The 23,911-nt window shown below is 33.9% G+C and carries 23 protein-coding genes; 9 read left to right on the top strand and 14 right to left on the bottom strand.

What is annotated here, in order from left to right; translation table 11 throughout:
* Positions 1 to 101 precede the first annotated feature (101 nt).
* Positions 102 to 1,703 carry a Na+/H+ antiporter gene (locus tag EV144_RS15575; protein WP_134150094.1) on the top strand — a complete coding sequence of 534 codons (1,602 nt, stop codon included), beginning with the start codon at positions 102 to 104 and terminating at the stop codon, positions 1,701 to 1,703.
* 86 nt (positions 1,704 to 1,789) lie between these two features.
* Here the strand turns inward: EV144_RS15575 and EV144_RS15570 are convergent, their stop codons facing one another.
* The 3 genes from EV144_RS15570 to EV144_RS15560 all read right to left on the bottom strand — a co-directional run bounded on the left by EV144_RS15570 (position 1,790) and on the right by EV144_RS15560 (position 5,016).
* Positions 1,790 to 2,233, bottom strand: coding sequence for a PaaI family thioesterase (locus EV144_RS15570; RefSeq protein ID WP_134150093.1), 444 nt, complete (start codon positions 2,231 to 2,233; stop codon positions 1,790 to 1,792).
* A gap of 108 nt (positions 2,234 to 2,341) precedes the next feature.
* On the bottom strand, positions 2,342 to 4,114 hold the full coding sequence (locus tag EV144_RS15565; protein ID WP_134150092.1) for a MutS-related protein: 1,773 nt from the start codon (positions 4,112 to 4,114) through the stop codon (positions 2,342 to 2,344).
* Between the two features lie 68 nt (positions 4,115 to 4,182).
* Complete coding sequence (locus tag EV144_RS15560; RefSeq protein WP_134150091.1) at positions 4,183 to 5,016, bottom strand: universal stress protein; 834 nt, start codon at positions 5,014 to 5,016, stop codon at positions 4,183 to 4,185.
* A 181-nt stretch (positions 5,017 to 5,197) separates the two neighbouring features.
* On the opposite strand from EV144_RS15560, the gene mnmE reads away from it, so the two are divergent.
* The 3 genes from mnmE (at position 5,198) to EV144_RS15545 (ending at position 8,577) form a co-directional block, all read left to right on the top strand.
* Positions 5,198 to 6,598 carry a tRNA uridine-5-carboxymethylaminomethyl(34) synthesis GTPase MnmE gene (gene mnmE, locus EV144_RS15555; protein ID WP_134150090.1) on the top strand — a complete coding sequence of 467 codons (1,401 nt, stop codon included), beginning with the start codon at positions 5,198 to 5,200 and terminating at the stop codon, positions 6,596 to 6,598.
* Positions 6,599 to 6,872: 274 nt separating this feature from the next.
* Positions 6,873 to 7,442 (top strand): helix-turn-helix domain-containing protein, encoded by a 570-nt coding sequence (locus EV144_RS15550; RefSeq protein ID WP_134150089.1) that lies wholly within the window; start codon positions 6,873 to 6,875, stop codon positions 7,440 to 7,442.
* A complete protein-coding gene (locus tag EV144_RS15545; protein WP_134150088.1) occupies positions 7,435 to 8,577 on the top strand; it encodes a tyrosine-type recombinase/integrase in 1,143 nt (380 codons plus the stop codon). Before EV144_RS15550 ends, EV144_RS15545 begins: the two co-directional genes overlap by 8 nt.
* 572 nt (positions 8,578 to 9,149) lie before the next feature.
* Here the strand turns inward: EV144_RS15545 and EV144_RS15540 are convergent.
* From EV144_RS15540 to EV144_RS15515, 6 genes are all read right to left on the bottom strand, one after another.
* Complete coding sequence (locus EV144_RS15540; RefSeq protein WP_134150087.1) at positions 9,150 to 9,749, bottom strand: transposase; 600 nt, start codon at positions 9,747 to 9,749, stop codon at positions 9,150 to 9,152.
* A gap of 60 nt (positions 9,750 to 9,809) precedes the next feature.
* On the bottom strand, positions 9,810 to 11,204 hold the full coding sequence (locus EV144_RS15535; protein ID WP_134150086.1) for an IS3 family transposase: 1,395 nt from the start codon (positions 11,202 to 11,204) through the stop codon (positions 9,810 to 9,812).
* An 87-nt stretch (positions 11,205 to 11,291) separates the two neighbouring features.
* Positions 11,292 to 11,687, bottom strand: coding sequence for a response regulator (locus EV144_RS15530; protein ID WP_134150085.1), 396 nt, complete (start codon positions 11,685 to 11,687; stop codon positions 11,292 to 11,294).
* Positions 11,688 to 11,934: 247 nt separating this feature from the next.
* Positions 11,935 to 12,531 (bottom strand): IS3 family transposase, encoded by a 597-nt coding sequence (locus EV144_RS15525; protein ID WP_134150084.1) that lies wholly within the window; start codon positions 12,529 to 12,531, stop codon positions 11,935 to 11,937.
* A 123-nt stretch (positions 12,532 to 12,654) separates the two neighbouring features.
* Positions 12,655 to 13,821, bottom strand: coding sequence for an IS3 family transposase (locus tag EV144_RS15520; protein WP_134150083.1), 1,167 nt, complete (start codon positions 13,819 to 13,821; stop codon positions 12,655 to 12,657).
* A gap of 708 nt (positions 13,822 to 14,529) precedes the next feature.
* On the bottom strand, positions 14,530 to 16,038 hold the full coding sequence (locus EV144_RS15515; RefSeq protein WP_243854682.1) for an ATP-binding protein: 1,509 nt from the start codon (positions 16,036 to 16,038) through the stop codon (positions 14,530 to 14,532).
* A gap of 213 nt (positions 16,039 to 16,251) precedes the next feature.
* Between EV144_RS15515 and EV144_RS15510 the strand changes: the two genes are divergently transcribed.
* From EV144_RS15510 to EV144_RS15500, 3 genes are all read left to right on the top strand, one after another.
* Positions 16,252 to 16,761, top strand: a complete 510-nt coding sequence (locus tag EV144_RS15510; RefSeq protein ID WP_134150082.1) for a response regulator — start codon at positions 16,252 to 16,254, stop codon at positions 16,759 to 16,761.
* A 275-nt stretch (positions 16,762 to 17,036) separates the two neighbouring features.
* Complete coding sequence (locus EV144_RS15505; protein WP_134150081.1) at positions 17,037 to 17,498, top strand: response regulator; 462 nt, start codon at positions 17,037 to 17,039, stop codon at positions 17,496 to 17,498.
* Positions 17,499 to 17,587: 89 nt separating this feature from the next.
* Entirely contained in the window at positions 17,588 to 17,989 is a 402-nt protein-coding gene (locus EV144_RS15500; RefSeq protein WP_134150080.1) for a nuclear transport factor 2 family protein, read from the top strand.
* A 69-nt stretch (positions 17,990 to 18,058) separates the two neighbouring features.
* On the opposite strand, the gene EV144_RS24200 is transcribed toward EV144_RS15500, so the two are convergent.
* Both EV144_RS24200 and EV144_RS15495 read right to left on the bottom strand, forming a co-directional pair.
* Positions 18,059 to 18,226, bottom strand: a complete 168-nt coding sequence (locus EV144_RS24200; RefSeq protein ID WP_166670588.1) for a hypothetical protein — start codon at positions 18,224 to 18,226, stop codon at positions 18,059 to 18,061.
* A 17-nt stretch (positions 18,227 to 18,243) separates the two neighbouring features.
* Positions 18,244 to 19,146, bottom strand: a complete 903-nt coding sequence (locus tag EV144_RS15495) for a GyrI-like domain-containing protein (RefSeq protein ID WP_134150079.1) — start codon at positions 19,144 to 19,146, stop codon at positions 18,244 to 18,246.
* A 442-nt stretch (positions 19,147 to 19,588) separates the two neighbouring features.
* Here EV144_RS15495 and EV144_RS15490 point away from each other — a divergent pair, with 442 nt between their 5' ends.
* Entirely contained in the window at positions 19,589 to 21,484 is a 1,896-nt protein-coding gene (locus tag EV144_RS15490; protein WP_243854681.1) for a glycoside hydrolase family 97 protein, read from the top strand.
* A 331-nt stretch (positions 21,485 to 21,815) separates the two neighbouring features.
* On the opposite strand, the gene EV144_RS15485 is transcribed toward EV144_RS15490, so the two are convergent.
* Positions 21,816 to 22,214: a hypothetical protein gene (locus tag EV144_RS15485; RefSeq protein ID WP_134150077.1), complete on the bottom strand. Its 399-nt coding sequence runs from the start codon at positions 22,212 to 22,214 to the stop codon at positions 21,816 to 21,818.
* 239 nt (positions 22,215 to 22,453) lie between these two features.
* Between EV144_RS15485 and EV144_RS15480 the strand changes: the two genes are divergently transcribed.
* On the top strand, positions 22,454 to 22,906 hold the full coding sequence (locus EV144_RS15480; protein WP_134150076.1) for a hypothetical protein: 453 nt from the start codon (positions 22,454 to 22,456) through the stop codon (positions 22,904 to 22,906).
* On the opposite strand, the gene EV144_RS15475 is transcribed toward EV144_RS15480, so the two are convergent.
* Together EV144_RS15475 and EV144_RS15470 are read right to left on the bottom strand one after the other, a co-directional pair.
* The gene (locus tag EV144_RS15475; protein WP_134150075.1) at positions 22,875 to 23,057 is read right to left on the bottom strand and encodes a hypothetical protein; all 183 of its coding nucleotides are present in this window, start codon (positions 23,055 to 23,057) and stop codon (positions 22,875 to 22,877) included. The genes EV144_RS15480 and EV144_RS15475 overlap by 32 nt on opposite strands.
* A gap of 301 nt (positions 23,058 to 23,358) precedes the next feature.
* On the bottom strand, positions 23,359 to 23,832 hold the full coding sequence (locus EV144_RS15470) for a hypothetical protein (RefSeq protein WP_134150074.1): 474 nt from the start codon (positions 23,830 to 23,832) through the stop codon (positions 23,359 to 23,361).
* Positions 23,833 to 23,911 lie beyond the last annotated feature (79 nt).

Genomic DNA, 23,911 nt, shown 5'->3' with positions numbered 1-23,911 from the left:
AGATTCGGTTTTTTTTATGGAATTTGTTCTGCCGTTGAAATGAAAATTACCATAAAATAGTAATTTAGCACTTCAAACCCAAAACAATAAATAAACGCCACATGGAAAATGTTACGGTAATTATAATGCTGCTTTTTGGCGTAGCATTTTTAAGTCTTATTAGCAAAAGATATAATTTTCCAATTCCAATTGCCTTAGTGCTTTGCGGTGTTATTATTAGTATTGTTCCGGGACTTCCAGTAATTGCTTTGAGTCCGGAGATTGTTTTTATTGTTTTTTTACCGCCGCTTTTGTATCATTCTGCGTGGTATACCAGCTGGTCGGATTTTAAAGGATCTATCAGACAAATTACCCTTGCTGCGGTTGGTTTGGTGTTTTTTACCACATTTGCGGTTGCCGTTGTGGTGCATGAACTTATAGATGATATCTCCTGGCCGTTAGCATTTTTACTGGGTGCTATTGTTTCACCGCCAGATGCTGTATCGGCCGCATCAATTACAAAAGGATTAGGGTTACATCCAAGATTAATTGCAATTTTAGAAGGCGAAAGCTTGGTAAATGATGCAAGTGGACTTGTAGCGTACAAATATGCACTTACCGCAATTACCGCAGGAAATTTTATTTTATGGCAAGCAGGATTAAATTTTGTTTTAATGTCTTTAATAGGCATTGCGATTGGTCTTGTTGTTGGAATTGTAATGAGTTTTATTCATAAAAAATTTGTTTCTGATGATATAATCGATGTAACACTTACATTACTTACGCCGTTTACTTCTTATCTTATTGCAGAACATTTTGAAGGTTCTGGTGTTCTGGCAGTTGTAACTACAGGATTATTTCTATCAGCACGATCGGGAACTATTTTTAATTATGAAAGTCGTATGATGACCGGAACAATCTGGGATGTGCTGACTAATATTTTAAACGGGTTAATTTTTATATTAATTGGTCTTCAATTGCGCCAGATTATTGACGGAATTAGTAATTATTCGGGAATGTCACTTTTTATCTGGGGCGCTGTAGTTAGCATTGTGGTTATTTTGGTTCGTTTTTTATGGATCGTTCCCGCGACAATGATTCCGCGATTTATGAGTTCAAAAATTAGAGAAAAAGAATCGTTCGATTATAGAAATTTAATCATTTTTGGCTGGTCAGGAATGCGTGGTGTTGTATCAATGGCTGCTGCATTGGCTTTGCCGCTCACCATTCACCAAAATGAACCATTTCCGCTTAGGGATTTAATTATTTATTTAGTTTTCTGTGTTATACTTTCAACCTTAGTGATTCAGGGACTTACACTGCCGTGGATTATTCGAAAAATGAAAGTCGAACCTTATTCGATAATTGCAGAAGAATACGGAATTAGAAATATAATTGTTTCTGAAACCATAGCTCATATCGAAGATAATTTTTCGCTGTTGAATGATGATTTACTGCACAACATTAAAAGCAAATACGAAGTAAAATTTAACCGTTTGCAAAAGACCGAACTTCCTGCCAATTTTTTCGGAAAAGGAAAAGTGATTGGCGGAGAAATCTTTAATGATTTTACCAAACTGCAAATAGACCTCTTAAATGTTGAACGCACAAAATTGGAAAAAATGCATAAATCGGGTTCTGTAAACGAAGAAATCTTTCGTAAAATAGAAAAAGAACTTGACCTTGAAGAAACCCGTCTTTGGATGGAGATGTATGAGGATTAGTTTCTTTAGTCCTTAGTTTTTTAGTCCAAAGCGCTTAGTTTTTTAGCTAAGTACTAACGACTAAAAAACTAAGGACTAAAAAAAACTTAATCAGGTATTTTAATTTCACTTACAGCAAGATTGGCAGTTGCTTGAGCAACTTTTTTTGAAGTACTTTCATTAAAAACTTCTGCCTTGATATTGATTATTGTTTTACCTAATTTTTCTATTTTGGTTTTTACAAGAACAGTTTGTCCCTCGTAAGCTGGATTAAAATAATCGATATAAAGATTGATTGTTGGATAGAATTTCTCTAAACCCAAAACCATAAAATTTACACCCATACAATCGTCGATCATTCCGGCGGTAACACCTCCGTGAAGTATTCCAACGGGGTTTGTCATGTCTTTTCTAATTTCAAACTGAAATTCAACTCCTGTTTCTTCAACAATAATTACTTTTCCGTTGAGCCAATTTGCAAAAGGCGAAGGGCTGTTATTGAAGTGTTTACCAATAAAACTTTGTAAATATTTTAATCTCTTGTTTTCCATAAATAATAATTTAAACTCCAATTTCTTTAAATTCCAAATTCCAATTCATTAATCTCAAATCAATAATCGTTATTCATTAATCTAAAATCTACATTCTAAACTCTAAAATTAAATAACCCCCATTTTTTGCATTAAAAAAGTTGCACTTTTGTTTTTACAGATTCCGTTACGAAGCTTATAATCAAAATGCAATTCATTATTCTGAATTTCGACTTCAAAACATTGATTCGTTAAAATTTCAGGATATTCATTCGTTGTTAAACAAACTTCAATATCGTGAGTGGCAATGGCGCCAATTGCTTTTTTAGCGATGATTTTTTTTACCACTTCAATTGTTCCGTTACGTTTATCATCAGAGTTTGTTCCTCTTAAAATTTCATCCAATAAAACAAAAGCCGGTTGTTCTTCGAGCGCATTCATAATTTGCTTCAAACGCTTGATTTCGGCAAAAAAGTAAGACTCACTATCCGACAAAGAATCGGACAATCGCATTGAAACTAATACTTGCAATGGGTGAATGTTAGCTTTTGATGCACAAACAACTGAACCAATTCCACCTAATACCATATTTACACCCAAGCTTCTTAAAAAAGTACTTTTTCCAGACATATTAGAGCCCGTTAAAATCATGAAAGATTCAGGATAAAAATGAGTATCATTTCCAACTCTGGTTGCAGGATTTAACAAGGGATGACCCAGATTTGAAAAACCAATTTTGTATTCAGAATTGATTTCTGGAAAAACAAATTCGGGATTATTATAAGCCAAATTAGCAAGACTGCTCAAAGCTTCAAATTCACCAATAATCGAAATCCATTTTTCAAGATCCTGCGAATGACTTTCTTTCCATTTTAATAAAGCCTTTAAAACGTGTACATTAAATAAAAATGTTCCGTTGAATAATGTTGCTGTAAATAAATTACTAATGGTATCCATTCGCGAAAACAATTCCGATAATTGTTTTAAATGTAAGCTAGCTGTAGTATTTTTTGAAATAAGTTCTTTTTGTAGATCAATTAGTTTTTTGGATTCAAATTTTTCGATTTCAATCTTTTGAACCAGAAGGCTGTATTGTTTGATGATTTTATCAACGTTGTCTGCCTGTGCAATTTCTGATTGTATTCTTTTTACTGCCTTTCCTAATACAATCATATTGGCAATAAAAATATACGTTAAATAAGAAAGTAATATCGTTTTTGAGGTTATAAAATAAGCTGCCAAAACACCAAAAAACAACGTTGGAAGAGCAATTGAAAGTATAACTAAAGCTTTAGGTAATGTGTTATTCTTGAATGAATTCCAATGTATTATAGAATTGTAAGAATCTTTAGAATCGTTGCTTATCATAGCAAGAGCCAAAAATTCCTGTCTCCAGTTTATTTTGCTTTTAAGTTCGTTTACTGCTTCCTGATTTTCTAGAATTTCGACATTAGAATTGGTAATTAAAAGCTGATTGGCTAATGTTTTTTTTCCTATAAAAGTAGCCGTTCTGTTGAGGTTTTGAAATAAAGAATGTTCTCCAAATATATCTAAATCGTAGGCATAAGGATGATGAAAATCGTTGAATTCGATACCGTTTTCAAAAGGGATTTTTTCTCTTTTAAGATAAGAGATTTCATTGTTATTGATTTTTAAAAGCGAATTTGTCATTAACTTTTGAAAAGACAATCGTGAATGGATTCGCATTAAAAAAATAAAACCAACAAAGGACAGAAAAGCAGAAATTACGTTTAAGGTTTCATCTGTTTTAATGTAATTATACATAAAAAACAAAAATAAAAAAACACTTAATAGACGTAAAAGACTGATGCTGTTGTATCGTTTGTTGATTTTATTATATTGTTCTGAATATTTTACTGTCTTTTCCTGATATACTTTCATTGTATTGATTTGATGAGATACAAATATAGTTTTTACAGGAGAAAATAATCGATCAAAAGAAATAGATTTTAATCTTCATGCATTACTAAAACTGGTATTTCTACTTGTTTTGATATTTTTTGAGAAAAACTAGAATCAAAAATACTTTCAAAGAAAGAGCGTTTGTGCGTAATAGTCGTCAGAATATCAATGTCTTTGTAAAGTACAAAATCAAGAATGGTTTCTTTAACTTCGTCGCTCGGCAGGACTAGGAAATCTATATTTTCTGCAGCAAATTCTTTTTCCCATTCTTTAATAGTGGTGTCAGAAACATCAGAATGTGAAGTTTTTACATATAAACTTTTAACTTTTGCATTGGTTTTTTTGGCGATTTTAAGCACTTTTTTCAATTCCTTTTTGTCTTTATCTCGATAACGTGTTGTAAAGCCAATGGTTTTAATTTTTTTGTATTTAGCTGAAATTGGAACGCATAAAACAGGAACTTCTACACCAGAAATTACAGAATTGGTATTAGAACCCGTAAAGAATTTTGTCCAGTCAGAAACACCCGTTGTACCCATAATTACAAAATCAATATGATCTTCTTCCACGGCATTTTTTAAATTATATAGTAAATCGCCATCCATCAGTCGGTGTTTGATGACAATGTCTTCTAAATTTCTTTCGATAGCAATCGTTTTTAACTTCGGAATTTCGTCTTTAAACATCTCAAACTGTGCCAATTCTATAGAACTGTAAATTGACGCGTAATTTTCTGGAAAAAACTGACTATCGTAAACAGGTATCTCAAATGTGTGAAGCAAAATAAGTTCTGCATTAACAACTTTAGCAAATTCTAAAGCATGAACAAAGGCATTTGTAGCAGCCTCAGAGAAATCGGTTGGGAATAATATCTTTTTCATTTTACTGATGATTAAGGTTGTTCTCTCAAATTTAATCATTCTAAAGAAGAAAGCACCTGATAATTATCAGTTATTTAACACACAAAAATATGTTAATTGACTAGTAAATCAGGTATTAAGAAGGTATTTTCTAAAGTGTTACTGATTCTAAACTTTGGGGCTTTTTTTATACCTTTGCAAGATGATAAATCAAGATTCTATAGTTGCATTAGCCACTCCGTCTGGAGCGGGAGCAATTGCCATCATTCGAATTTCCGGACCTGAAGCCATTACTATCGGTAATTCGGTTTTTAAGTCTATAAAAGGCAAAGATTTAACCCAGCAAAAAACGCATACATTGCATTTAGGACACGTTATAGACGGTTCTAAAACACTTGACGAAGTTTTGGTTTCTTTGTTTAAAGGACCAAACTCTTATACAGGCGAAGATACGATCGAAATTTCGTGTCACGGTTCTACTTATATTCAGCAGCAAATTATTCAGTTATTGCTGCGAAAAGGGTGTCGTATGGCAGATGCGGGAGAATTTACGCTAAGAGCATTCTTAAACGGAAAACTGGATTTATCGCAGGCAGAAGCTGTTGCCGATTTAATTTCTTCGGATAACGAAGCTTCACACCAAATTGCTATGCAGCAAATGCGAGGTGGTTTTAGTAATGAAATTGCAAAACTGCGCGAAGAGTTATTGAATTTTGCTTCTTTAATTGAGTTAGAATTGGATTTTGCAGAAGAAGACGTTGAGTTTGCAGACCGATCTCAGTTTAACGAATTATTGAATAGAATTGAGTTTGTCTTAAAACGTTTAATTGATTCGTTTGCAGTTGGAAACGTTATCAAAAACGGAATTCCTGTTGCGATTGTCGGAGAACCAAACGTTGGGAAATCGACTTTGTTGAATGCTTTATTAAATGAAGAAAGAGCCATAGTTTCTGATATTGCAGGAACAACGCGTGATACAATTGAAGACGAATTGGTAATAGGCGGAATTGGTTTCCGTTTTATTGATACTGCCGGAATCCGTGAAACTAAAGATGTTGTCGAAAGCATCGGAATCAAAAAAACATTCGAAAAAATAGATCAGGCGCAGGTAGTTATTTATTTGTTTGATGGTTTAAAGTTTCAGGTTTCAAGTTCTGAATTTGTTTCTGAAATTGAGCAGATCAAAAATAAATACCCGCTAAAACCTTTATTAATTGTAGTTAATAAAAAAGATATTTTATCTGCTGATGAAGTTTTAAATATCACCAATCAGCTTGAAAATTTAAATGCAAAATTGCTTTTAATTTCGGCTAAACAAAAAATTGGTGTTGATGATTTAAAGAATGAATTGTTATCGTTTGTAAATACTGGTGCACTTCGCAATAACGAAACAATTGTAACGAACACAAGGCATTATGATTCGTTACTAAAAGCTTTAGATGAAATACAAAAAGTAAAATATGGTATCGAAACTAATCTTTCAAGTGACTTAATGGCACTCGATATCCGCGAAGCTTTGTATCAATTTGGTCTTATCACAGGTCAGGTTACTAATGATGAATTGTTGGGGAATATATTTGCTAATTTCTGTATTGGCAAATAGAAGGCGCAAAGAATCACAAAACAAAAATAACAAAAAGAGTTAGAATGTTGGTAATTAACATTTTAGCTCTTTTTTTATTGAATTGTATTTTGGAATATTTGGTGTTTTTTTGCTCAAATTTGTACCTTATTTGTACCTCGAAATTCGAGATAGAATGAAAAAATAATGATAAGGGCAGGTTTTGGCACATTTTGGCATCTTATGGCACATTATGACACATCAGGACAGTATTTAATGGATAATGTAGGGCACATAACTAAAAAAGTAAAAAATTATGAGTTCAAACATTCGAATTACAAGAATCTGCCAGTTCTGCAGCCAAGAATTTACGGCAAAAACAACCAAAACCAAGTTCTGCTCCCTAAAATGCAGTAGTAAGAACTACAAATTAATTACCAGGCACAACATAGTTGATGTCAGTAATAAGGAAACTGAAGGTATTAGATTACTGGATTTTGAAGCTGTTAAAAAACGGGATTATTTAAGTATAAACAATTGTGTACAATTTTTTGGTATAAGCAGAAGGACATTATACAGAATGATTACAAGAAATGACGTAGAAACAGTGAAGCTTGGCAGAAGGAAGTTTGTAAGTACAAAAAGTATAGAAGCTCTTTTTGTAATAAATGAGCCGGTGGATGTAAAGCCGGCTCAGGAACCTCAGATTATAGACCTTAATGAATGCTGTACCATAACTCAGGCACAGGCATTTTATGGAATAAGTCAGACTGGCTTGTATTTTTTAATCAAGAAACACAGCATACGTAAATTTACTTCTGGAAAATTTACTTATGTGCAGAGAAAGGATTTAGATATTTATTTAAAAAGCATTGATCATGAGTAAAAGTATCGCAACGCTTAGAAAAAAGGCTATATCTCAAGGTAGAATGTCTTTGTATTTAGATTTTTATCCGCCGCTGTGGGATGAAGACTCAAACTGTTTTACAAGACGTGAATTTTTAAAGCTTTATGTGTATTCAAAACCTGCTGACCAGTATCAGAAAATGGCTAATATGGAGAATATGCACACAGCGGAACTGATTCGGGCCAGAAGACAGAATGAAATAAATAAAATGGAAGTTTATTCAGGATTTGAGAAAGAGCAGTTGAAAATTCAGGCAGTTGGAAGAGAATCATTCCTACAGTATTATAAGAAACTAGGAAAGAAAAAAGAAGGAAACAATTTGTCTATCTGGAATTGCGCCATCTCCCATTTTGAGGGATTTTTGAATGGAAAAGACTTATTATTTCAAGACGTGACGGTAACTTTAATTGAAGACTTCAGGGATTATCTTTTAAAAGCCAGAAGTCTTAGAAATACCCAGAAAAAACTGTCGCGCAATACGGCACTTTCTTACTACAATAAAATCAAAACGACTCTTAAAAGGGCTTACAGAGAAGATAAATTGAAAACTGATATCAATTCCAAAATAAGCTGTATTAAAGAAATGGAATCCCAGCGCAATTTTATGACTTTGGAAGAAACAAAGCGCTTGTTTGCTACACCTTGTCCTAATCTTCTGGTTCGCAAGATTTCAATGTTTTCTGTTCTTACCGGTATTCGTTATGTTGATATTAAGAAGCTGACCTGGTCCGAGATCCAGTATATCGAAAATGATGGTTACTATATATTTTTCAGGCAGAAAAAAACGGACGGAGTGGAGTCAATGCCGATTTCTGAGGAGGCTTTTGAGCTTTTAGGAAAGAAAAAGGGTGAAAAGGAGCTGGTGTTTAAAGGATTGAGAAAATGCGATGTAGACAAGACTGTTCCTCTTTGGGTGGCATTATCTGGAATCAGTAAACATATTACTTTTCACTGTTTCAGACATACTTATGCAACACTTCAAATTACAGCAGGAACTGATATTTTTACGGTTTCAAAGATGCTGGGCCATAGGAATGTAAAGACTACACAGGTATATGCAAGAGTGATTGACCAGAAAAAGAGGGATGCGGCAAACAGAATTTCGCTAGAGTAGAATTTTGTAAAGTAAAAACGTCTCATTTCGTAAGTGAGACGTTTTTATAGAATGCTTTTAAAATTGTTGTGTGTAGAAATCAGAGCAGGATTCGAACCTTAGCTTGGGAAAGCCTGCTTATACTGCATTTTCAATTTTTAAAAACTAGAGTGCCACGATTCTGCCATGAAAGTAAAATTATTGATTTTTCTTTTAAGTTATTGATCGCTAAGCAACTTTTTTGGTTTTTTGTACGCTATTTTATATGTTGTAAATATAAGATTTAAAAATGTAAAATTGATTTTTTAATCTTCAATATTATGAAAATTAAGTTTTTGGATATCAAATAAAACGTCTTAATTTTTAGTTGTAAAAAGTTATCCACTCCAAAATATTCTTTTATGATAAATGCAATAATTCTGTTTTATAATTTATACACGATAAGTAATAATCTGTTGATTTTGAATTAACATATTTTAGAAAGAGCTTACTGTGATATAAGGGCAGATTAGTACGCTGGAGCCAGACTATTGATGCTGAAAATTCTTTACTATTTCTTCGATGTTTCAGTTTAGTATTTTAATGTGGAACGATCAAGATTCTCTTTTAACTGAAACGTAAAGCCCCAGCTCTCTCATATACCGTCCAGTTGTTGTACTTGTTATCTGATACCCCAGCTTATGAAGTTCCACGGTAATCCTTGCACAGCCGTAGCGTTTCTCGGCCTTATAAAACAGCTTGGTTATTTCTTGTTTAACTTTATTTCTCTTCTGCTGTGTTTCTGAAATAAAATCATTTTTCCATTTCCTGTAAGTATGCGGTGAAATGCCTAAAACGCTGCAGATCATTTTCAGGCTGTACTTCTCTTTGTGATTCTCTATAAATGCCATCACGGCAGGATTTCCGAGTTTGAGAAACGGTACGGCTTTTTTTAAGATCTCAGACTGAAGTTCCGCCTTTTTGATTCTTTTTTTAAGGTTATGAATTTTCTGCTGTTCAGGGTTCATTTTTAAATAACCGGAACCGCAGAAACTGCCGGCGCCGAATTTTTCATAATCCTGTCGCCAGCGGTTCAGCAGGGAGGGTGTAATGCCCAGCTCTTTTTCCACCTGTTCGATACAGCCTCTTTGATAACTGAGCCGGACGGCCTCTTGTTTGAAACTGCGCGGGTAAACTTTTAGGTTTCTTTTCATTGCCGCTGATTTTCGTTATAATTTTTTAAATACGGAACAGTCTGTACGGAGAAGCTGGATTTATATACTGGCTCCTGCATTAAATTCCTCTATGGTCTTATACCGCAGGGAAGAATGTATTCGGTTTTTATTGTACCAGTTTTCTATGTACTCTCCAACGAGTTCTTTAAGCTGTTTTTTAGGAAGGAGATTATAATGGTATATAAGTTCGCGTTTAATGGTGTTGAAAAAACTCTCTGCAGCGGCGTTGTCAAAATGATTTCCTCTTCGGCTCATGCTTCTGGTGACGCAGTTATAAGAATCTAATTTAGAAGTGAAAGAACGGCAGGCATACTGTACGCCCCGGTCGGAATGAAATACCAGACCTTTTTTTATTTGCCTTCTCTTCTCTGCCATCGTCCACGCTGCCAGAGAGGTGCGCTCTGCGGACAGAGTGCTGGAAAGATTCCAGCCGACTATTTTACGGTCGTAGAGATCCATAATTATGGTAAGGTATAAAAAACGTCTGCTGGTCTGGATGTAGGTGATGTCTGAAACCCAGATCTGAGAATGTCCTGATGCTGTAAAATTCTGGTTTAAGACATTAGGCGAAGTATAGTTATTGTGTTTAGAGTCTGTGGTGGCTTTGTATTTTCTTTTTGCCTTTGGGCGCAGGCGCATTTCTTTCATGTAAAGGGAAACCTGGGTGCGGGAAATATGGGTGCCTCTTTTTTTTAGTTCCTCTGATAGTCTGGTGCCGCCGTACTGTTTATTATATTCAAAAAAAATGGTCTTTATTTTTTCTTTGAGCTGTGCGATGTGCTGTTTTTTTTCTGAAACAGGATGTTCTCTCCAGAGCCGGTAGGTGCTTTCACTTACTCCTAAAACCCCGCACATTTTATAGAGAGGATAGCTGTTTTCATGTTTTTTAATAAACAGATATACTGCAGGTTTTTCTTTTATAAGAAAGGGAGCCGCTTTTTTTAGTATTTCATACTGCAGTTCGGATTCGCGGCAGTGCTTTTCAAGTTTATATACGGCCAGCTCCTCGGGGCTGATCCGGGTAATTCCAGATCCTTTGAAGCTTCCTGCTCCGAATTTTTCATATTCCCTGCGCCAGCGTGCCAACAGACCCGGGGTAATGGTGTGTTCTTTTTCAATTGACGTGAATGTGCCGGGTTTATAACTCAGCTGCACTGCCTGCTCTTTAAAAGTACTGTCGAAAAAGCGTCGTTTTGATCTGATGCATTTTTTTGGGGTTTCCTGCTGTATTCCAGAAATCGGATGCATCCTGTTTTTACCTTTACCGCAGAAACAGCCTGTGCCGAATTTCTCATATTTCTCTCGCCAGCGGTATAATAATGAAGGTCTTATATCAAGCATTCTGCTGAGCTGCGAGATACTCTGGGCGTGATAACTCTGAAGCACGGCTGTTTCCTTGAATGCGGCATCGTAAAACTGGTAATTTCCTGCCATCAGGTTAAATTTAAATGTTTAAGGTGCTTGTGTGCTGTATTTTTCAGGGCTACGGTTTATACAGCTGCTGTCCGGAGGAGCATTTTTTTATGGAAGACCGGCAAATACGTTTTTAATCTCATCGGTTATGCTGCTGATACTTGAGGGTTTCTGCACAAAGGCGGCCGCGCCCAGAGCCAGACATTCGTCTTTTGTCTGAGAGAGGCCGCAGGTGCTGTACATTACCACGGGAATTTTATTATACTCTTTTGATTCCTTTATCTTTTTCAGGCACTCTATGCCGTTCATTACAGGCATGTTGATATCCATAAAAACCACATCAGGACTGAAACCCCGGGTTCCTAGCCGCTCTAAAGCCTGACAGCCGTCTTCGGAGTAAAAAAACAGTATACTGGGATCTGCGGCAGACAGCGCCTGCTCAAAAAGCGCTCTGTCATCTTCATCATCATCAGCCAGCAGTACTATTTTATTTTTGGTGTCCATCTGAGCCGGTTTAAGTTTTTATATTGATTCAGACTTTTCACAGGAAGATGCCTGAACTGCTTATCAAAGATAATAAATTTAACGTTTTTTAAGGTTTTTTAAGTGATTAATCTTACGATGCTGTATTGTTATTATGGTAGATTATCCTCCAATAAAATGGGAACACTAGGTCCTTTTAAGTCTTCATTTTCTTTGTTTTTTGTGCATGATCGCATGTCTTTTCTTATTACAGAGCAGGGATTCCGTATTAATATTTTGTGGTTTTAATATGAATTCCTAATTCTCTCATATATCGCGCTACTGTTGCGCTTGAAATTTTATAACCGCGTTTTTTAAGCTCAATTGTGATTCTTGGGCATCCGTAACGTTGTTTAGAGGAAAGAAATACATCATTTATTTCTTCCTGCATTAATTTTTTCTTTCTTTTCGCTTCGGTGAGAGTTTGTTTTTTCCATAAATAGTAGGTACTGGCATTTATGCCTAAAATCATGCATATTTTTGTGACGGGATAATTTTTTTCATGGCGCTCTATAAAATGAAAAATCATTTTTTTATCCTGTCCGAGAATACTAATGCCGTCTTTTAAAATGGCTAATTTTAAATTAGATTCTTTTATTTTTTTTTCGAGTTCATTTATTTTTATGGTTTTAGCATCCAGTACCTCACCGCCCGTACATGTGAATCCTGCAGTGCCGGATTTTTTATACTGGGCACGCCAGCTGTACAGCACATTGGTGCAGATATTAAATTTCTTTTCAACTTGGGAGATACTACTGGTTTGATAACTCAGCAGAACTGCCTTTTCCTTAATTGATATATCATGTTTTTCTCTTTCAGCTTTCATATTATATTATTAAATTGAAAATTATATTTTTAACGCAGAGGGCTTAATTTTACTTTTACTGTCGACATATTGGCGCTATGGTCTGAATATAGGCATTGAAACTTCAGCAGGAGGCAAGTGAGCTTAAATCAGACCGCACATACAATTGAATTCTTCAATAGTTTTATACCCCAAAGCAGAGTGTCTCCTTTTTTTATTGTACCAGTTTTCTATATATTCATATATTTCAGCTTTCATCTGCACCTTTGTAAGAAGTTTACCGGGATAGATGAGCTCCCTTTTTATAGAGCTGAAAAAGCTCTCAGAAACGGCATTGTCATATGAATTTCCTTTTCTGCTCATACTCCTTGTCACGCATTCGTAGGAGTCTAATTTACTGGTAAAAGCTTTGCAGGCATATTGAACACCTCTGTCAGAGTGAAATAAAAGCCTGCTGGAAATGATGCGTCTGCTGACTGCCATTTCCCATGCGGCAAGAGATGTTTCTGCAGCCGTGAGTCTTGTGCTCAAGTTCCAGCCGATAATTTTTCTGTCAAAGAGGTCCATAATAATAGTCAGATATAAGAATCTTTTATTTAAGGCTATGTAAGTTATGTCTGATACCCATACTACTGAAGGACTGTTCACTGTAAACTGCTGGTTTAAAATATTCGGAGCGGTATATAAATTGTGTTTCGAATCGGTAGTAATTTTATACATTCTTTTGATTTTTTTTCGCAGTCCTGATTGTTTCATATAATATGCTGTCAGCTTGCTTGATATCGGCAATCCGTGCTTATGCATTTCTGCCGCTATTCTTACTGGTCCAAAACGTTTTTTGGATTTAAAAAATAAATAAGATATTTTTTCTTTAATAAGCTCTTTACGTTTCTTAGCTTCAGTTACAGGATGTCTTTTCCATCTCCGATAACTGCTTTCCGAGATGCCCAGCACGCTGCACATCCTTCTGACGGTATACATTTTTTCATTTTTTTGTATGAATTCGTAACTCATAATTTTTCCAGCTAAAAGGCATTTAGTGCCTTTTTTCAGTATTTCAAAGTTTAGTTCTGAATTTTTAAGCTGTTTCTCAAGGTGATATATTTCTTCCTGTCCTGCAGGTATTTTTAATTTATTAAGACCGGGAAAACTTCCTGTTCCGAATTTTTGATATTCCTGTCTCCACCTGTTCAGAAGAGAAGGAGTAATTGCAAACTGTTTTTCAATATCTGCGATATTGTCTTTTTTATAACTAAGTAAAACAGCCTCCAATTTAAAATTTCGGTCGTAGATTTTTCGCTTTACTGCCATGATTAGATTGTTTTAATTACTAAAGTAATATATAAATACTGTCTTTGGGATAGAAGCTCTCAACTGCAGCCAGTTTAATTAACTCTAAATTAAATTACTATTGTTTTGGGTCATTCAATTAATGATAATATATCAAATGGGTTGTTGGTACATCCGATTCGAACCTAAGGCTTGAAACCTGCATATTTCCTGCATTTTTATTTTTTAAAAGTGAAAGTGCCGCGATTCTGCCACGCTAATAAAACACGTCAAAATAACAATAAAAACCTGACTGTTAGGTTTTTATTGTTATTTTGTTTTTTATTTATATTTAATGTACTTTAATAATAAAAACTGCTTTTTTGGTAATTTTTGGCAATTTTTAATTCAAGATGGTGCAAGGTTTTAAAGTTACTATTTTGTATTTTCAATTTGCTTGTATTCTATCTCAAAATAATTAAGAATGGACTTGTAATTATCCTGCGCGGAAGATTCAAGTTAAAATGAAAGCATAAAAGATTTATAAATAAAATTTCATTATTTGCAATTGAACTTTAATTGAGAACAATTTAGAAAATGTTAATTAGAAAATTATAGATCAAGAATAAAGTTAAAAGGGCGTAGTTCTTACAGGAAAATACTTTTTTACTTTTAAGATTTACGCTTTCTGAAGTAACTTTATAAAAAACAGCAATGGCAGATAAGGAAATTGCGGACTACTCGTATTTTCTAGATATTTTTACTATTTTGTTTAAGGGGAAGTGTAACTATAAATTCAGCTCCATTTTCTTTTTCTCCTTTAGCCATAATAGTTCCATTGTGTCTATCGATAATCTTTCTGCAAAGAGCCAGTCCAATCCCATTTCCCTCGTATTCATCCTTGGAATGAAGTCTTTCAAAAGCGGCAAATATTTTTTCAGCATAGATCGGATCTAGTCCTATGCCATTATCTTTAACTGAAATTTCAATAGATTCAATCGAATCAATATTTTTTATAGCGGAGGTTATAATAAGTCTCGGAGGCAGATCGGCTTTTGTGAATTTTAATGCATTTTGGATAAGGTTGTAAAAAAGCTGCTGAATAAGAATTGGTGCTCCCTCGATTTCAGGAAGATCCTTTATGATTAGAATGGCACCTTTTTCTTTGATTAAAAGTTCCAGGTCTGTTTTGATATTCTCCAATAGATCGTTTAGGAAAATCTTTTCAACAGGCTGGGTGCTTTTGTCTATAGTTGAATAGGCAAGGAGTCCTTCAATAATGCACTGCATACGATTTGCAGAGTGGGCAATTTTGTTTAGGTGCATAAGGGAGCGATCAGGCAGCTGGTCTGCAATCTCATTTTTTAAGAAGTCGCTGAAGATTTTAATTTTCCTCACTGGTTCCTGAAGATCATGGCTTACCACATTGGCAAAATGCAATAGGTCATCATTAGATCGTCGAAGTTCCAAAGTGCTTTCTTCGATTTTTCTTTTCAGTTCTACTTCAAATTCTTTTTGTTCCTGTATATCCTGCACAATTCCTAAGATTGTTGAAGGATCACCCTTCTCATTTTTTATGATTTTTCCAAAAATCTTAATCCATTTTTCGGAGTTGTTTTTCTGTAGAATTCTGGCTTCGTAGCAGACTATTCCGTTTTCCAGCGCATCTTTATGAGCTTTTTTTTGAAGCTGCTGATCGTCTGGATGTAGTTTTGCCAGCACTGCATCTACGGTAATTTCAGATTCGATGGACAAGAGCTTTTTAAAATTAGCAGAAATTTTGATTCTGTTTGTTATAACGTCGATTTCATATGTTCCCATACCACAGGCGTCGATTGCCATGCTTAGCATTTCATCTGAATTTACTATTTGATTTGTTGCTTCATGTAATTTAGTTACTTCTGTGCAGGTTTGTACCACGCCATAAATAATTCCCTTTTCATTGCGAAGAGGAGTGAAGTTATAATTATAAAAAATGGGTTTCCATATTCCATTTATAAGGATGTCAAGTTTTCTGTCACTGGCTAGAAAAGGTATTCCAGTTTTTATTACCCCTAGAATTTTTTCGCTAATCAAATCTTTCTCAAAGTCAACAATGATATCTGCGAATTTTTCGCCTATCACCTGCTCATCCATATTCCATAAATTACGCATGGCGGGATTAGCAAATGAAATTACTAAATCGTCAGTATAATAAACTGCAGTGGGCACGGGAGTATGTAGTAAAATGTCTTGTAGAAAAATTAAATTGTTCTGCACATCTATCAGCTTTATGGTTTATGCTAAAGTAGTGTACTATTAAAAAATTATGTTATACAATTTAATGCTAATGATTGCACAACTCCAATATAATTAAATCCTTAACGTCTATTTTCTGTGAAATAAAAAAATCAATTTATTTTAAGATTTTTGCTTTGTCGAAATTTTATTAAGCATTTATATAGTATTTTTGAAATCATAAACCGCTTTAATATGACAAGTCCTAAAAATGCAGCTGTGACTTCTAATGAATTAGAAGAAAATGAGCCAGTAAAAATTATACTGGCTGAGGATGATAAGGATGATCAGGAGTTATTTATAGAAGCACTTGATGCAACAAAAGTCTCTGCGGAGGTTGTTACGGTAGAGAATGGGCAGGAATTGGTTAACACATTGAAAGATCGGGCTGAACCAAAACCTGATATTGTTTTTATAGATATAAATATGCCAGTTAAAGGTGGCAAGGAGGCACTGGCAGAAATAAAGAGCGATCAGGAACTTAAAGATATCCCTGCAGTTATGCTCTCCACTTCCAATCATCCTAAAGATATTGAAGAGACTTTTAATAATGGAGCAAACCTCTATGTACAAAAACCAAGTTCTTTTACAGGCTTTATACTCATTTTGAAAAAAGTATTCATTCTCCACTGGACAAAAGCTTTATTGAATCCAGTTAGAAATATATTTTTTGTTTCTGAAAAGAATATTTCTCATAAGGATTAAATAATCTCTATTTCTGTGTAGTAAACTTTACCTTTTCAAGTAAGTCATCGTTAGTTATATAAGTCTGGAAACATGACAACTAATCAAAAACTGCTTCTTAATAATATTCAATGTTTAAATAAAAATCCCAGCTTGTTTTCACTCATGCTTTCTAGAAAGTTTTAGTTCGTTTTAAATCTTAATAACCGTTGAAATTTGAAAGAAATTATTTTTGTTTAATATTTAGTATATTTACTTAAACAATTTACGAATGGGTTTATATTGAAATATTAAAAATGCTGAAGAAAATAATTTTATTGATTGATGACGACTGTGACGATGCAGTGCTTTTTTCCGCGGCGCTTGATGATGTGGAAGAAAATATTATATTATTATATGCAAAGAGCGGAGAAGAGGGGCTCCAGATGCTTTCTGAAATGGAGACCCGCCCGGAACTAATACTTCTCGATGCTGGTTTGCCTGGAATGAATGGCTGGGAATGTCTTAAACTGCTAAAAGAGGACAGTCGTTTTAAAAAGCTGCCTGTTATTATGACCGCAACCTCATCACGAGTTGAAGGGATTGATGAGGCACGTAATCTCGGTGCGGAAGGTTACATCATAAAACCTTCACGTTTTGACGATTTAAAAAACATTATGCAGGTTATCTCTTCAGTTTCTGATGGATTATTGAAAGAACTGCTCCTGCGACTTCAAGTTACTGCCCCGAAGACTATATTTGTATTTGCTGAAAATTGATAGACCATTCCACATTTTAGCAGACAAATAACTTTATTTTTGATCTTAAAAAACAGCACTAAAATTTTCAATTAAATAACTTTACGCTTATGTCAGAAGAACTAAATAAAATTGCAGAGCAATTTATCAAAACTTTACAAAACCGTAATACGACAGAAGAATTAATTCAATTCTATCACAAGGACATTGAACAAATTGAATTTCCAAATACCTTGACAAAGAATATTGCCATCAGGAATTTGGAAGATCTAAAACTTGCATCTGAAAGAGGTAAAAAAGTATTGCAGAAAGAAGAATATGAAATAATTAAATCGTATACTTTTGAAAACACAGTAATCATCGAAGCCCTTTGGACAGGAACATTAGCTGTTCCAATTGGGAGTATACCAAAAGGTGGTCAGATGAAAGCATACTTTGCACAGTTTTATGAATTCAAAGACAACAAAATAATTAAACAAAGAAATTACGATTGTTTTGAGCCGTTTAACTAATTTGAATTTCTAGTGGATATAACCATCTATGTTTGATTTTTTTTTAAATCTAATAGTTCAGGCTTATTTTTACTTTGTATTTTTAATTTTCAGGGCATAAGTTGTTACTTCAGTGCAACCGATTTTGGATTTCTTATTTGAATAATATTTTTTTGTGATGTTTAATTCAAACGCTGCTAAAAACGTTGTAATTATTAAAGTCAAAATTATCACTGTTTTTATTTCTTTGTATTCCATTTTTAAGTAGTTTTAATTTATTCAATTGGAATACAAAAATCTACAATGCTCATTTTTTTCGGATGCTCATTGAAATCATTATAATAGATTTCATAAGGATTTCGATCAGCTTTTTTATATCCGTTTTCGCTCATCCAAATGAAAAGACCACTCCATGATTTTTCAAATTCGTTTATTTGAATTTCAAAATGTCCGACAATGAATCTACCTTTTTCAATTGTAGTTAATCCAATTTCTCCATCAACTTCCACTTTTTCTTTCAACGAAATGCAGCCACTCATTCTAACTTTTTCCGGTTCAGTTATTTTAAAACTATCGTGGTAAATGGTAACTATTTTTAAGTTTTTATTTTCCAGAAGCCTCCTTGAAGCTGCCCACTTAATTAATTTTGAATAAGCATGCTGCATTCCGTGATGTCCAATTTGTGAAATATAAGCAAGATCCAATTTTGGCATTTCTTTAATTTCAATTTTTGCTTTCATTTTAATCCAATTATTATGATTATTAATGTTGCAAATATATTGGTCAAATATCCCATTTTCTTGTCTATTCTTGCTATCCATTTTACCAATCTTGCTAAATTTATCCGGATATGTTTGTCGGAATACTTTAGGGCTTATCCCGTAAAATTTCTTAAAAGTTCTGGTAAAGGACGAGTTACTGTTGAACCCATATTGTAATGAAAGTTCTGAAATAGTTATTTCTCTTTTGTGTAAAAGTATTGACGCCGCTTTTTCAATTCTTTTGCGAGTAATGTATTCATTTATAGTTTCATTTGTAATTGCTTTAAAAATTCTGTGCAAATGAAACGGTGAGTAATTTCCAATTCTGGCTATAGCTTCCAAATTTAGTTCATTATCTAAATTTTGGTCAATAAATAATAATACATTATTAATTCGTTTTATGTAATCTTCTTTCATGCTTAGGTTTTCGTGGTTCTAAATTAATCTTTTAATGAAATATTATCTATAGTTGAATCAAAATTATTATGTAATACAAATTTCTATAAATATTATACAGAATTTGAAAAGATTAGAATGCTTAAAATAGACCTGTCTTTCTTTGGCTCTAAAAATTATTGTCTGGGATTTAAAAACCTCTATTTGATTTTTTATTTGGTGAAATAAGTCTCCCTGATTTTTGCGTAAAAAATGTCAGAGTTGAATAGTTCGCTAAAATGATATTTTTTATCTTTAAAAACAAGAATCGCTTAAGGACTAAAAAGCAAAAAAACTTTAATGAAAGTTTAAATTGCAAACTTAATTAAAGCGAATCATTAATCTGAAGATACTAACTAAATAACCACACTCTATTATGAATTTTAAATTTGTGATATATATTTGTTTTCTCTCTTTTTTTAAAGTGAACGCGCAATCTGTTGTAAAAAGTCTTGATGAAAAACTTAAAGTTTCTCTTTCTTTAGAAAATGGAAAGCCGGTTTACAGCGTTACGTACGGCGAAAAGAGTTTTATAGAAAATTCTCCGCTTGGATTAAAAACAAATGTGGGAGATTTTAGTTCCGGATTAAGTTTAGATACGAATATAAAGCAAAATATAATATACGAAACGTATCAGCTACGAAACATTAAACAGAGCAATGTAAAATATGTTGCTAACGAAGCTGTTTTTTCTTTTACAAAAGAGGGTAAAGCAGCTATCGATATTATTTTTCGCGTAAGCAATAACAATTTAGCTTTCAAATATAAAGTATATCCTCAAAAAGATGCCCGCGCCTGTATTGTTCAGGAAGAAGTTTCTGGTTTTGTATTCCCGCAGCAAACGACAACTTTTCTTTGTCCGCAAAGTTTGCCGATGACTGGATATGCGAGAACTGCACCAAGTTATGAAACCTCTTATTTACCAGATGATGCAATGGGTAAAAACGGCTTAGGCAACGGATATTCATTTCCATGTCTTTTCAAAGTAAGGACCAATGGATGGGTTTTAATTTCGGAAACCGGAGTTGACGGAAGTTATTGCGCCAGTAAACTTATTGGCCGCGACAAAGGATTATATACCATTGGATTTCCAGCGGAAGGTGAAAACAATGGAAATGGTACAACCGCGCCGGGAATTCCACTTGCGGGAGAAACGCCGTGGCGTACCATTACAATTGGGGAAACCCTTGCGCCAATTGTAGAAACTACGATTCCGTTTGATTTGGTTAAACAAAAATACGAAGCTTCTAAAGAGTATCAATATACAAAAGGAAGCTGGAGCTGGATTATAAAAATGGACAATAATACGACGTTTCCGATTCAAAAACAGTATATCGATTTTAGTGCTGCTATGAATTATGAAACCATTTTGATTGATGCGCTTTGGGATACACAAATTGGCCGCGATAAAATAGCTGAATTGGCAAAATATGGAGCGAGAAAAAATGTTGGTCTTTATTTATGGTACAACTCTAATGGACATTGGAATGATGCTCCGCAAGGTCCAAGAGGATTAATGGACAATGCGGCCATTCGTCGTAAAGAAATGGCGTGGATGAAAAGTATTGGCGTAAAAGGAATTAAAGTCGACTTTTTTGGAGGAGATAAGCAGGAAACCATGAAACTATATGAAGATATCCTGACAGACGCCAACGATTTCGGAATAATGGTTATTTTTCACGGTTGTACTTTACCGCGCGGTTGGGAGCGTATGTATCCTAATTATGCATCAAGCGAGGCTGTTCTGGCAAGCGAAAATTTACATTTCGAACAAGAAAGCTGTAATAACGAAGCTGCAAATGCTACTATTCATACTTTTATCAGAAATACAGTCGGAAGTATGGATTTTGGAGGAAGTACTTTAAATAAATTTTACAATAGTGATAATATTCCGAATAAAGGTTCAAAAAGAATGACCTCTGATGTATTTGCTTTGGCAACAGCCATATTGTTTCAAAGCGGCGTACAGCATTTTGCATTGGCCCCCAATAACTTAAATGATGCTCCTGAATGGGCTGTTAACTTTATGAAAGAAGTACCGACAACCTGGGATGAGGTTTGTTTTTTAGAAGGGTATCCGGGTAAATATGTGCTGCTTGCGCGTCGTAAAGGTGTCAAATGGTATATTGCCGGTGTTAATGCTGAAAAGAAAACACTTAAGATTCATTTAAAACTGCCCATGTTTGCTTCCGGAGCCGTGTTAAAAACTTATATAGATGATGAACAATTAACCGGAAAAGTAAATACAATAAAATTAAAAAAAGATCAGAAAGTTGAAATTAGTATCCCTCAGAATGGAGGGGTATTAATCATAAATTAAGGAAATAGTATTTTTAAGATATGATATAATTCTTATCTAATTTAAAAAGTGGGACTCCAGCTTGCACAGTCGTGAAAAATATTTTAAAATTAAAGAAAGGGTCTCACAAGAAAGTAGAAAATTTAAAATCAAGCTGTTTTTCTACATCTGTGATATGTGTTATTATAACTAAATAAAACTGCCTCCAATTTAAAATTTCGGTGGTAGATTTTTCGTTTTACTGCCATTATCAGATTTTGTTTTTCATTGGTGTATGTGCCTTTTATTTGACGCCTGAACTACATTGAGTGATCATAAACCTGGCATAATTTTGGGAAGTTAATAGCTGTAATTAAAATAATTTGGTCCAGTCTTTTTTTTCAGAAATCTTTGGAACCCCGCCAAAATTAGTTTTTAAAAGTTCCCTGATTTGAAATTGTGTTTTAGTTCGTGTCATGCTGTCCCATTCCTTAGAATCAAAAAGGTGAATTTGCACTGCGTTAGGATTTAAAAGCAACGTGATACCCGTTATTAAAACTTTGTATTTCTTCAGATCATTTAAAATAATGCGGCTTGGAACTACAACCAGAATATTTTCCCATGTTAGGTAATCCTGCGGTATATCTTCCCTTTCGTTCAGTCCAAGCGACTCAAACAGAGCTGTTATTTTTTGATCATTCAGCATGCGGATCCTCTTATCTATTTTTTCAAGAGTCTCCCTAAAATCATTTTCATTAATAATTATACTCATTGTTCCTCTTTTTTTTGATAAGTAAATTTACTTAAAAAAAGAATTCAGCTGCACCAAACAAGCTGTTAGAATGGTTCTAAATTTCTCCTGTATTGTTTTTCAGCGATAAATTAGATTAAGTTAGTGCCTGGAATGCAATTATTATCGTTAGCAGTTTTAATGAGTAATTTTGAGAGAAATGTTTGCTCTGAGTAATACTATTACCAATTGCAGTCTGACTATAAAATTTAATAAGTATAATGTACAGTATAAATACACAGTTCACTTATTTTAAATATGCCCGGGATTGTAAAAGATTACTGGTCAATATTACATGGCTTAAGCTGCAGCTGGTTTCTGATTTACAAGTGAAAGGTATTCCGTTTACAGATTTTGAAATGGAACAATTTATAGAATATATGGGGGTAAATAAAAGTCACTTTCCCGGATCTTATTTTATTAATCCTCTTCAAAATACAGGCGAAAAAATATTTAGTCTTACTTCAGTCAGTACCTTGCCGGCTCCTTCGTGCCTGATTTTATTAAAAAATGAAAAACTATCAAATATTGATCTGATTTACAATATTATGCCAGCCACACTTACAGATGAAAATTATCAGCAGGAAAAAATTTTCGACCTAGACTTTGATTTAGGGGGTATTCCTTTACAATCTCTTGCTATTATTTATTGCGTCCCGGTGCGTAATTTTTAGCACTTTTATCACCATTCATTTTTTTTGCCTGTCCCGGCGGGACTTTTTTAGTATTGGCAGCTGCAGTGGAACGATTGGTCGTATTAACGCTGCAGTTTGATAATGTAAAAGCTGCAGCTACAAATAAAATTTTAATAACATAATTCTTCATGTTTTTTATTTTTTTTACAAAAGTAGTTTTTATTCTAAGCACTATCAAAATATAGTGCCTTGCGGTGAAATCTATAAATAATTGCCGAAGAACTTTAATTTGTTATTACAATCTTTAAAACAACTTTAATTAAATAGTAAGGTAATTTTATATCTAAAGTTCGATTTGAAATCAATTCATCGATATTAAATATCCTTATACAATAAAGATTACAGACTAGGAATTTGACAGGAGTCTGCCTGCACAAGCATTGTGGTTGCAATGGATTAAAAAAAGGAGGCTATTTATAGCCTCCTTTTTTTTAATGTTTTCCATTTCCATTTCCTTTGCCATTATGGTTTCCGTTATCGTTATGATCATTACCATTTCCGCCTTTGTTGTTTCCCTTACCAGGTTTTGGGCCGATTGTTTTTTGAGGTTTTCCTTTATAACCTTTTCCATATTTTACTTTATGGACTTTGAAATTGTCATAAGGACGGTCACCACTATAATCTGTCAATACAACTTTATATTCATTATAAAGATCATAGTTTCTGTAAACAGATGGAAGCGATCTGGTTCTTACCCATCTGCCATCATTCAAATAAACATAGTTTGAAGTGCTTACATCATAATAGGTTTCAAGATCAGGCAGATAATAATAACGGACATCGGAATAACCAACTGGTCCCCATGCAGGCGGTGTTTCTATATTTACGTTTACTGAAACCTGAGCGTGTCCAGAACTAAAAGTTATTGCAGCAATTGCAATGAGAAAATATCTTATAGTTTTCATAATACTGCTTTTATTTGTTAATAGAATGGAATAAAATAAGAAACGTGCCTAAAATTTATATTTGTTATACACTTAATTA

It is taken from the genome of Flavobacterium sp. 270, from assembly GCF_004368785.1.
Taxonomy (GTDB): domain Bacteria; phylum Bacteroidota; class Bacteroidia; order Flavobacteriales; family Flavobacteriaceae; genus Flavobacterium.
Note: the sequence above shows the minus strand (reverse complement) of the source record. Positions and strands in the feature narration are given on the sequence as shown.